At 65.2% G+C, this 12,095-nt stretch carries 4 protein-coding genes; 3 read left to right on the forward strand and 1 reads right to left on the reverse strand.

The window, feature by feature from the left end; translation table 11 throughout:
• Window positions 1-97: 97 nt before the first annotated feature.
• On the reverse strand, window positions 98-2,821 hold the full coding sequence (secA, locus tag ABEA02_RS17800; protein WP_345534447.1) for a preprotein translocase subunit SecA: 2,724 nt from the start codon (window positions 2,819-2,821) through the stop codon (window positions 98-100).
• Window positions 2,822-3,078: 257 nt separating this feature from the next.
• Between secA and ABEA02_RS17805 the strand changes: the two genes are divergently transcribed.
• From ABEA02_RS17805 to pbpC, 3 genes are all read left to right on the forward strand, one after another.
• Complete coding sequence (locus ABEA02_RS17805) at window positions 3,079-3,516, forward strand: DciA family protein (protein ID WP_345534448.1); 438 nt, start codon at window positions 3,079-3,081, stop codon at window positions 3,514-3,516.
• A gap of 132 nt (window positions 3,517-3,648) precedes the next feature.
• Window positions 3,649-9,513: an alpha-2-macroglobulin family protein gene (locus ABEA02_RS17810; RefSeq protein WP_345534449.1), complete on the forward strand. Its 5,865-nt coding sequence runs from the start codon at window positions 3,649-3,651 to the stop codon at window positions 9,511-9,513.
• A 202-nt stretch (window positions 9,514-9,715) separates the two neighbouring features.
• A complete protein-coding gene (gene pbpC, locus ABEA02_RS17815; protein WP_345534450.1) occupies window positions 9,716-11,965 on the forward strand; it encodes a penicillin-binding protein 1C in 2,250 nt (749 codons plus the stop codon).
• The last annotated feature ends 130 nt before the right edge of the window (window positions 11,966-12,095 follow it).

Raw genomic sequence — 12,095 nt, forward strand, 5'->3', positions numbered from 1 at the left:
TGTGCGTCGCGCAAACTTCGCCAGAAACCAAGAAAAAGGGCCGGCATCCCGACCCCTTTTCGTTACGGCTGATCTTGTTACAACGATGGACCACCGCTCAGGCCAGCTGGCCGTGGCAGTGCTTGTACTTCTTGCCCGAACCGCAGGGGCAAGGATCATTACGACCCACGCGCGGTGTGTCGTTGACCGGCACAGCTTCGGGTGAAGCAGTCGCTGCGGCGGCCAGCGCCTCCTCGTAACCGGCGTGCTGGTATTGCACGTTGGCCACAGCGGGGCGGGCGTCAGCGACTTCCTCGATCTGCTCTTCCGAGCGAATCTGCACCGTGACCAGCATCTTCGTCACATCGACACGCACGGCATTGAGCAGCGCCTCGAACAGTTCGAAGGCTTCGCGCTTGTATTCCTGCTTGGGGTTCTTCTGCGCGTAGCCACGCAGGTGGATGCCCTGACGCAAGTGATCCAGCGCGGCAAGGTGTTCGCGCCAGTGCGAATCGAGGCTGTTGAGCATCACGTTGCGCTCGAAGCTCTGCCAGGCTTCCAGATTCACTTCGGCAATCTTGGCTGCGTAGGCGTCGTCGACAGCCTTGATGATGCGCTCAAGGATGTCATCGTCGGACAGGCCTGTTTCTCCCGCCCACTGCGTCACCGGCAGGCTGATGCGGTACTCGGCTTCCAGCGCCTTCTCGAAACCCGCCATGTCCCACTGCTCTTCGACCGACTCAGCCGGCACGAAGCTGCGGAACAGCTCGGCGATCACGCCCTGACGCATGGCCGTGATGGTTTCGGAAATCTCGGCGCTTTCCAGCAACTCGTTACGCTGCTGGTAGACCACGCGACGCTGGTCATTGGCCACATCGTCGTATTCGAGCAGCTGCTTGCGGATATCGAAGTTGCGTTGCTCGACCTTGCGCTGGGCGGATTCGAGCGAGCGCGTCACCATGCCGTGCTCGATGGCTTCGCCCTCGGGCATGCGCAGGCGCTGCATGATCATGTTGAGACGGTCACCGCCGAAAATCTTCATCAGCGGATCTTCGAGCGAGAGGTAGAAACGGCTCGCGCCCGGGTCACCCTGACGACCGGCGCGACCGCGCAGCTGGTTGTCGATACGACGCGACTCGTGACGTTCCGTACCAATGATCTTCAGGCCGCCGGCATCGAGCACCTGCTGGTGCAGCAGCTTCCATTCAGCGCGCAGCGCCTCGATGCGAGAAGCCTTGTCGCTATCGGTCAGCGAAGCATCTTCTTCCAGCGCCGCGATCTGCTTCTCGACGTTGCCGCCGAGCACGATGTCGGTACCGCGACCGGCCATGTTGGTCGCAATGGTGACCACGCCGGGGCGACCTGCCTGCACAATGATCTCGGCTTCACGTGCGTGCTGCTTGGCGTTGAGCACCTGGTGCGGCAAGCCTTCGCGCTCAAGCATCTGTGCCAGCAATTCGGAATTCTCGATCGAGGTCGTGCCGACCAGCACGGGCTGACCACGCTTGTGGCAATCCTTGATGTCGTCGATGATGGCCTTGTATTTCTCGGCCGCCGTGCGATACACGAGGTCATTCGCATCCTTGCGCACCATGTCCCGATTGGTCGGGATCACCACGGTTTCAAGGTTGTAGATCTGGTGGAATTCGTAGGCTTCGGTATCGGCCGTACCGGTCATGCCGGCGAGCTTGCCGTACATGCGGAAGTAATTCTGGAAGGTGATCGAGGCCAGCGTCTGGTTCTCGGCTCGGATGGCGACGCCTTCCTTGGCTTCGACGGCCTGATGCAGACCGTCTGACCAGCGACGGCCGGACATCAGGCGACCCGTGAACTCGTCAACGATGATGATCTCGCCGTTCTGAACCACGTAGTGCTGGTCCTTGTGGAACAACGAGTACGCGCGCAAAGCGGCATACAGGTGGTGGATCAGCAGGATGTTGGCCGGGTCGTACAGGCTGCTGCCTTCTGGCAGCATGCCCAGCCTGGCAAGGATTTCCTCTGCACGTTCATAACCCTGCTCGGTCAGCAGCACCTGGTGTTGCTTGAGGTCCACCGTGTAGTCGCCGGGTTTCTCGACCTTGTCGTCTTCACCGATCTGCACCGTCAGCATCGGCGGCACGGCATTCATCTTCACGTAAAGATCAGTGTGATCTTCAGCCTGACCCGAAATGATCAGGGGGGTACGCGCTTCGTCGATGAGAATGGAGTCCACTTCGTCAACGATGGCGTAGTTGAGGCCTCGCTGCACGCGCTGTCCGACTTCATACACCATGTTGTCGCGCAGGTAGTCGAAGCCGAATTCGTTGTTGGTGCCGTAGGTGATGTCGGCCGCGTAGGCCTTCTGCTTCTCCTCGTGGCTCATCTGCGACAGGTTCACGCCCGTCGTCAGCCCCAGGAAGCGGTAGATGCGCCCCATCCAGTCCGCGTCACGCGAAGCGAGGTAGTCGTTGACCGTCACCACGTGCACGCCCTTGCCCGACAGCGCATTGAGGTACACCGCCACGGTCGCCGTCAGTGTCTTGCCTTCACCGGTGCGCATTTCTGCGATCTTGCCGTCGTGCAAGACCATGCCCCCGATCATCTGCACGTCGAAGTGGCGCATGCCGTGCACACGCTTGCCTGCCTCGCGCACCACGGCGAAAGCCTCGGTCAGCAGGCCATCAAGGGTTTCGCCCTTGGCAATGCGGTCACGGAACTCGCCAGTCTTGGCCTGCAAGGCCTCGTCAGACAGCGCTTCCATCTGCGGTTCCAGCGCGTTGATGGCACGCACACGGGCCGCGTACTGACGCACCAGGCGTTCGTTGCGACTCCCGAAGAACTTCTTGAGCAGACCTTGGATCATTTTTGTGATGTGAACAGGGCAAGTAAGTAATGGGTGCGAAAGACCACAGGCGCCGGAGTTGCGGGCGACCGACCTGCCTTACGCGAAGCTCGCGATTCTAACATGCGGGCCGTGACAGCCCGCCGGGCTGGCTCAAGCCCGCTCTCAGGGCGCGCAGCACAAGCGCTGGCGGCCCGCCCGCCCAGGCGTTAGCATGCGTAACCGGCAGATCAGGCCGGTTTCGCCCAGTACAAGCCCCAAGTCACCCGCCCCGCACCATGTCCGCAGGCCAGCTAAACCGCTTTCTCGGCAGCGACGACGCACTTTCGCGTCTGCGCGACCACGCCGCGCGGCTCGTCCGCATGCAGGGCCAGCTGGAGCGCCAGCTGCCGCCCAACATGCTGGGCGCGGTCAGCGTTGCCAACTTCGAGACCGGCATCCTGACCCTGCATGCCAGCACGCCCGCTCTCGCTTCGCGCCTCAAGATGAGCCAGGAGAGCCTGCGCGCGGCCCTCAGCGCTGCAGGCGAACCCATCCAGGGCATCCGTATCAAGGTGCGCGCTGTTCATAGTTCAGAACGCGGTGGCCTCTACGCCCGCGAAACCCGCAGCATCAGCCCGGCCAGCAAGGACGCACTGCGCTCGCTGGGTGAATCGCTGGACCCCGAGTCACCGCTGGCCCGCGCGCTGCGCGACATGGTCAGCAAGACGCGCTGAACGCGCCTTCCTGCCCGACAGGCCTCGTTGCCGCCCTCCAGTTCATCGCTCAGAATGCGCGCGGCATGTCGAATTGCTGCCGCAACCGCTCGCTACCCTGCTGCCCACCTCGCCTCACCCCCGGAGCCCTGCATGCGCCCCACCCTGCCTTTACTGTTCGTTGCCGGCCTTGTCACCCTCACCCACCTGACGGCAAACGCCGCAGAACTGCGGAGCTTCAGCCCACAGGGCGAGACCAAGCAGGTGCGGCAGGTCAAAGCCAACTTTGACGTCCCGGTACGCCCGCTCGGTGACCCGTCCGGCCCCTCGCCGCTGCGCGGCAACTGTGTGGGCACCGACAAGCCGATTCCGGGCACGGCGCGTTGGGTCGATACGCAGACATGGGTGATGGATTTCGGCAAGGAGTTGCCTGCGGGTCTGAAGTGCGAGTTCACGCCAGTACCCGACTATCGCGACGCCACAGGCAAGCCCGTCAAGATGGAAGCGGCCTACCGCTTCAACACCGGCGGGCCCAACCTGCGCAACCTCAATACTGTCGGCGACAACTACCGCATCGACGAAGACGCCCTGTTCTTCGCCGACACCACAGGCGCCATCGACCCGGCCAGTATCGAACGCAGCGTCTATTGCGTTGCCGAGGGCATCGGCGAGCGCATCCCGACGCGCCTTGCTCCGGCTGCGGAGCGCGCCCGCCTGCTCAAGGACCGCAATCTGACGGAAGACAACGCGCGTCACCTCGCTTACTTCCGCTGCGCACGCAAGCTGCCGGCCGGCGCCAAAGTCGAAGTGGTGTGGGGCATTGGTGTGCGCGGCACATCTGGCCTCGCCACCACGGCAGAGGAGAAACGCGAGTTCCGCGTGCGCCCGGAATTCACCGTCAGCGTGCGCTGCGAGCGCGAGAACGCCAATGCCGATTGCACGCCCTTCGGCAACATGCGCCTGGACTTCACTGCACCGGTGAAACGTGAAGACGTGGCGAAAATTCAGCTCGTTGGCGCGGGTGGCCGCAAGTGGGCCGCCGAGTTCAGCGAATACGAAGAAGGCGCGGAAGACGTGGAGGGCGTGCAGTTCAGTGGCCCCTTCCCGCCGCGCGAGCAGTTCCGGCTCGTCGTGCCGGCACAGATCCGCGACGACGCCGGGCGCCCGCTCACCAATCGCAACCGCTTGGCCGGGGTCACGCTGAAGACCACCGACTACCCGCCCCTGCTCAAGTTCGCCGCTGACTTCGGCATCGTCGAACTGAAGGCTGGCGGCATCCTGCCGGTAACACTGCGCAACCTCGACAGCCTGTCATCGGCCGACCGCAACCTGCCCGTCGCGGATGGCAGCGCACCTCAAACCTCGGCCAAGGTGCGCCTGCTGCGCCTCACGACCGACGAACAGATCATTGCCTGGCTGCGCCGTCAGAATGATTCGCAAAAAGGTACCTACTACGACCGCGAATCCTCTGTGCTTAAGAAACACAGCAACGCCAAGCTGATGTTGCTGCCCAAACCCAACGGCCCCAAGCCCATGGAAGTGGTCGGCATTCCGCTGGGCCAGCCCGGTTACTACGTCGCGGAGGGCGAATCGCAGTACCTCGGCTCGCGCCTGCTGGAGACACCCAAGCCAATGTACGTACGTACGGAGGCCATCAACACAAACCTCGCCGTGCACTACAAATTCGGCGACGAAAATTCGCTGGTGTGGGTGACCTCACTCGACACCGGCCTGCCGGTGGCAGACGCACGCGTCGCCGTGCGTGACTGTGAGGGGAAGCAACTGTCGTTTGGCAAGACCACGGCCGACGGCACGATGCTCATTCCACGCAAGTTGCAATCGACCGAAAAACGCTGCACCTACGAGCCCTTCTTCATTTTTGCGCGCGTCAGCAGCAACGGCGTCGAAGACATGTCGATGACCACCACCAGCTGGCAGAAGGGCATCGAGCGCTGGCGCTTCCAGATGCCCTACGGCGGCATCATGCCCGACGTGGTCACGCACACCGTGTTCGACCGCCCGCTGTTCCGCGTCGGCGAAACCGTGAACATGCAGCACGTTGCGCGCCGCCACACCATGAACGGTTTTGCTCACGTGCCCGCCGAGCAATTGCCGGACCGCATAGTCGTGTCATTGATCGGTGGTGACGAAGAATACGAAATGCCCATCAGCTGGAAGGGCGGCGTCGCCGACACCAGCTGGAAGATTCCGGACGCGGCAAAACTCGGTCGCTATCGCGTGAGCTTCCTGCGCCCCGGCGAGAAATCGAGCGGCGATGGCGACATGGAGTACGAGGACGAGAGCGGCTGGTCGCCCGCCTCGCGCCTGTGGCCCGGCGGCATCTTCCGCATTGCCGAATTCCGCCTGCCCGTGCTCAAGGCCGAGGTCGTCACCGGTGGTGGCAAACCCCTCGTCGGGCGCGACGGCATCAGCGTCAATGCCCGCGTCAGCTATCTCTCTGGCGGCGGCGCCGCAGGCGAAAAAATCCGCCTGCGCAGCGAGGCACGCCCGGCCTGGGTGCAGGGCCGCGACGAGCTGGAGAACTTCAACATCGGCAATGCCCCGGTCGATGCCAGCAAGCTGAGCGCCGAAGGCTGGAGCCAGAACGATCCGGAGCCCGTCGTGTTCGACGACCGGCGCGACCTCATACTGGACCGCGAAGGCACGCTGGGCACCAACCTGCAGAACCTGCCCAAGTGGTCGCGCCCGGCCGACGTCACGACCGAGATCGAGTACAACGACCCATCGGGCGAAACACGCACGGCCAGCACGGTGCAACGCTGGTTCCCGGCTGCACGCGTGGCGGCCATCAGTGGCGAAGCCCAGCAAGCCGGCAGCGACGATGTCTCGCTGCGTGTCGCCACGCTGGACACCAGCCTCAAACCGGCTGCCAACAGCAGCTATGTCGTCGAAGCCTGGTACCGCCGCGCCTTCGTCCACCGCAAGCGCATGCTGGGCGGCTACTACACCTACGACACGCGCTACACCCTCACCCCGCTCGGCGAAGTCTGCAAGGGCAGCAGTGATGCCAAGGGCATGGCGACTTGTCGCTTCCGTCGCCCGGCGGCCGAAAAGGACCAGAGCAGCGCCGAAATGATCGTCGAGGCCCGCGTGCGCGACGATGCCGGCCGCACCAGCTACGCCTCCACCACCGTATGGCAAGGCGGCAGCAACTACGGCGAGGAGTACTGGTTCGGTCAGGACGAATCCGAGCGCATCGACATCCTGCCCGACCGCAAGCACTACCAGCCGGGCGAAACGGCCCAGCTGCAGGTGCGCATGCCGTTCCGCGAAGCGACCGCACTGGTCAGCGTGGAGCGCGAAGGCATCATCGACCGCTTCACCGTGCAGCTGTCGGGCAAGGACCCGCGCATCAGTGTGCCGATCAAGCCGCACTACGGCCCTAACGCCTACATCTCGGTGCTGGTCGTGCGCGGCCGCATCGGTGACGTTCAGCCCACGGCCCTCGTCGACCTCGGCAAGCCGGCCTACAAGCTGGGCGTGGCCGAGATCAACGTTGGCTGGCAGGGCTACACGCTCAAGGTGGCTGTCGAACCTGACAAGCCCGAGTACAAGGCGCGTGAAGAGATCACCGCCAAAGTGCGCGTCACGCTGGCCGACGGCACGCCGGCCAAGGGTGGCGAGTTCGCACTGGCCGTCGTCGACGAAGCCTTGTTGACGCTGTCGCGCAACGACTCCTGGTACCTGCTCGAACGCATGATGGGTCGTCGTGGCTACACGGTCAGTACCGCCACCGCGCAATCGCAGGTGATCGGCAAGCGCCACTTCGGCCTCAAGGCCGTACCGGCAGGCGGCGGCGGTGGCGCGCCGACGCGCGAGCTGTTCGACACCTTGTTGTCGTGGCAGCCGCACGTGGTGCTCGACGACAAGGGCGAGGCGCGCATCCGCGTACCCAACAACGACAGCCTCACGACTTTCCGCCTCGTCGCCATCGCACGCCAGGGCGCCGCACGCTTTGGGACCGGCAGCGCCACCGTACGCAGCACGCGCGACCTGCAGCTCTTCGCCGGCCTGCCGCCGGTGGTGCGCGAGGGTGATCGCTTCCGCGCCATGGTGACGGTGCGCAACCTCAGCAAGAGCGCGCAGAGCATCCAGGTGACCCCTGCAGCAACCCCCGCTGGCAGCAGTTCGCCGCTCGCAGGGTTGTCCACGCAGAGCATCGAACTGCCCGCTGGCGAATCGCGCGAAGTGGCGTGGAACGTGCAGGTGCCGATGCGCGTGCGGCAGATCCAGTGGCGCTTCGACGCCACTACCGCGGGCGGTGATCGCGATGCGCTGAAGGTTACGCAGACCGTCAACGAAGCGCTGCAAAGCAAAGTCACGGCTGCGACGCTGGAGCAGCTCGACGGCAAGCTCACCCTGCCAGTGCAACGCCCGGCGGATGGTATCGCCGGCATGGGCAGTGTCGATGTCTACCTCAAGCCCACCCTCGGCCTGTCGGTCGACAGCGTGCGCGACTACATGCTGCGCTACCCCTACAACTGCCTGGAGCAGCAGACCTCGCGCTACATCAGCACCGACAACCGCGCCGCCTGGCAACGCCTGATGAACGAGTTGCCGACCTACTTCCACAACGACGGACTGGTCGGCTACTTCCCGCCAAGCTCGGAAGCTCGTGAGCGCTACCACGGCTCGACAACGCTGACGGCCTATGTGCTGTCGGTCGCGCATGAAGCCGGCTACGAGATTCCGGAAGGGCCGCGCGAGCGCATGCTCGAAGCGCTCGCCGCATTTGTCGAAGGGCGTCTGCAGCTCGACAAGAGCGACCGCCCCTACTGGTCGCCGCGGCCTGACCTGCCGCAACGCAAGCTCGTCGCCATCGAAGCGCTGGCGCGTTACGACCGCGCAACGCCGGGCCAGATCGCGACCGTGCAGATCACGCCTGGCCTGTGGCCCACCAGCAGCCTCATCGACTGGCTGTCCATCCTGCAGCGCATGCCCAAACTGCCTGCGCGCGCCAAACAGATGGCCGAGGTCGAGAACCAGCTGCGCGCGCGCATGGACTCGCAGGGCACGCTGATACGCTTCAACACCGAGCGCGACGACTACTGGTGGTGGCTGATGGTCTCGCCGGACGGTAACGTGCTGCGCGGCATCTCCACCCTCATCGACCAGCCCGGCTGGCAGCGCGAACTGCCGCGCCTTGTGCGTGGCGCGCTGGCGCGCCAGTCGCAGGGCAACTGGGGCACGACCACGGCCAACACCTGGGGCGTGCTGATGCTGCAGAAGTTTGCGCAGAAGTTTGAGTCGCAACCGGTCGCCGGCCAGACGCGCGTGCAGCTCGACGGCAGCGACACCGCCGCGATGACGGCCGACTGGGCAGCACTCGAAGCGGCGCGCATGCAGCGCGAGGCCAAGGCGGCGGACGACGTCGCCAACGGCCGCGCCATACGGCCTGGCATCAACACAGCCTGGCGCGACCCGGCGGCCGATGGCGGCGCCCTGTTCCGCTTTGACTGGCCCGCCAACGGCAAGGGTGACGTGAACCTGACGCACAGCGGCACCGGCAAACCCTGGGTGACCGTGCAGACTCGCGTTGCTCGCGCACTCAAGGCACCAGTCAGCGCCGGCTTTGTAATGCGCAAGGAAGTGAAAGCGCTGGAGCAGAGAACGCCGGGCCGCTGGAGCCGTGGCGACGTGGCCTTGATCCGCATCGAGATCGAAGCGCAATCGCCCTGGACCTGGGTGGTACTCGACGATCCGGTACCCGCGGGCTCCACCATCCTCGGTGGCGGCCTCGCTGGGCAGGGTGCGATTGCAGGTGCCAAGGTCAGTGATGACACCGGCAACTGGTGGGGTCGTGCAAGTTTCGTCGAGCGCTCGTTCAGCGCTTACCGTGCCTATTACGAGTACTTCCCCAAGGGCAAGACCACGGTCGAGTACGCCGTGCGCATCAACAACCCGGGCGAGTTTCTGCTGCCAAATACGCGCGTCGAAGCGATGTATGCGCCCGAGAACTACGCCGAGTCGCCCAACCCGGCATGGCGCGTGGAGTAATGAACCGCACGCAACACAACGCCCCCCTTCCCCCCTTTGAAAAAGGGGGAGGGATGGCCAACGGCTGTCGCGTCATCCGGCATAGTTCGCCCGCACGTCGTCATTCCTGCCAGCTTTACAGTCGGCGCAGCCGCGTGATGCTCCCCTCGCCCGCTTGCGGGAGAGGGGTTGGGGGAGAGGGCTCTGGCGGGAACGACGAAGCATGAGCCTGCGGCGCACCCTGCTTACCTTTGCCCTATGCCTTGGTGTCGGCATAAGCATGGCCCAGACACCACCCAGCTTCGAGACAGTGCGCGCCGCCCACACTCCCTCTGACTGGCTGCTGCTCGACCGCCAGGGCCAACCCCTGCAGCGCCTGCGCATCGACAAGGGCGTTCGCCGCCTCGCCTGGCAACGCCTTGGCGACACTTCTCCCGCCCTGCAACGCGCACTGGTCACTGCCGAAGATCAACGTTTCTGGCAACACGGCGGCGTCGACTGGCTGGCTTTCGCGCGTGCCGCCCTCGACAAGGCGGGTAGCGCGCTCGGCGGCGACAAGGCCACGCGTGGCGCCTCCACCATCAGCATGCAGCTCGCAGCCCTGCTCAACGAGCAACTGCGCGCCGCCCCAGGCCAGCGCCGCGACATTGCCCGCAAGTGGGACCAGGCCATGGCTGCCCGCGATCTGGAATCGCGCTGGAGCAAGTCGCAGATCTTCGAGGCCTGGCTAAACCTCGTGCCCTGGCGCGGTGAAACCGTCGGCATCGCCGCCGCCAGCGAAGTGTGGTTCGGCAAACAGCCGGATGGCCTCGACTACGGTGAAGCCGCGCTGCTCGCCGCCCTCGTGCGCCAACCGCAAGCGTCGGCCGCACGCGTTGCCGAACGTGCCTGCGCGATCATCGCCACCTTACGCAACGAAGACGCCAGCCTGCCGCTGCCGCCTTGCGACACACTCAAGGGCATGGCTGTGCAACAGCTGCCACGCCGCGCACTCGCGCCGCCCCTGCAGCCCGCTGCCGCACCCCATGCAGCACGACTCGCCCTCAGCGACTGGACGCGACAACACGGCAATACTGCACCACCCGCGCTCGCCGCCGGCAGCGAGCCGGTGCTGCGCAGCACGCTCGACGGCCGCCTGCAGCGCCTCGCCAACGCCAGCCTGCACCGCCACCTGCGCGAGCTGCGCCGACAGAACGTCGAAGACGGTGCGCTCATCGTCATCGACAACGCGAGCGGAGACGTGCTGGCCTGGGTCGGCTCCAGCGGCAACCTGTCGGACGCGGCCGAGGTCGACGGCGTGTTGGCACTACGACAAGCCGGTTCGACGCTCAAGCCCTTCCTCTATGCCCTCGCCATCGAGCAGCAACGCCTCACGGCAGCTTCGCTGATCGACGACTCGCCGCTCGCGCTGACGGCCGAGAACGGCGTTTTCATTCCACGCAACTACGACCGCCAGTTCCGAGGCTGGGTGTCGGCGCGCACCGCGCTGGCTTCCTCGCTCAACATCCCCGCCGTGCGCACCCTGCTGCTCACGGGCATCGCGCCCTTCTACGAGCGCCTCAAGCGCCTCGGTTTCACCACGCTGACTGAGAGCGCCGAGCACTACGGCCTGTCGCTCGCGCTGGGCGGCTCCGACGTTCGCCTGCTCGATCTCGCCAACGCCTACCGCACGCTCGCCAATCGCGGCATGGCAAATGGCGTGCGCCGCTCACGTGATGAAGCCCCGGGCAACAAGCGACGCGTATTCAGCGAAGACGCCAGCTACATCGTTGGCGACATCCTCTCCGACCGTGGCGCAAGAGCCCCCGGCTTTGGTCTCGAAAACGTGCTCGCCACACCGTTCTGGACAGCGGTGAAGACCGGCACCAGCAAGGACATGCGTGACAACTGGTGCGCCGGTTTCAGCGACCGCTACACCGTCGCCGTGTGGGTCGGCAACGCCAGCGGCGCGCCAATGTGGGACGTCTCCGGCGTTCAGGGCGCCGCCCCCGTGTGGCGCGAGATGATGATGGCCCTGCATGCCGATTCCCCCTCCCGCACACCGTCACCACCACGCACACTGCAAGCCGTGCAGGTGCGTTTCACTGACATAGAAGAATCGCCACGCCGCGAATGGTTCATCGCCGGCACCGAGGTGCGCGAAGTGGGCCGCGTCGCCACGGATGAAACCACACCCCGCATCCGCTACCCCGCCAATGGCCTCATCGTCGCGCTGGACCCGGACATTCCGGCCGGCAACGAACGCCTGCCCTTCGACATGGTCCCCCTGCGCAACGACCACCACTGGCAGCTCGAGCGCGGCGGCAGCCAGCCCTGCCGCATCGCCCTCGCCGCGAACGAAAGTTGGGCGCCCGAACCCGGCGAATGGGCGCTGAGCTTGCAAGACAGCGGCGGCAAGACGCTGGAGCAGGTACGCTTCGCCGTGCGCGGCAGCCCGCGTCACGCCACGCAATGTCCGGAAAACCGCAATTGACCGGCGGTGCTTGCTGGGCGACGCTGCACGGTACCTACAACAGAAGGAGACAGATCATGTTCAAGTCACCCTCAAGAAAATCGCCGGGCCGCCCCAGGATTTTCCTGGCCCCCACGGGGGGCGGCTTGGG

Origin of the sequence: Viridibacterium curvum (assembly GCF_039544165.1) — a bacterium.
Lineage (GTDB): Bacteria > Pseudomonadota > Gammaproteobacteria > Burkholderiales > Rhodocyclaceae > Viridibacterium > Viridibacterium curvum.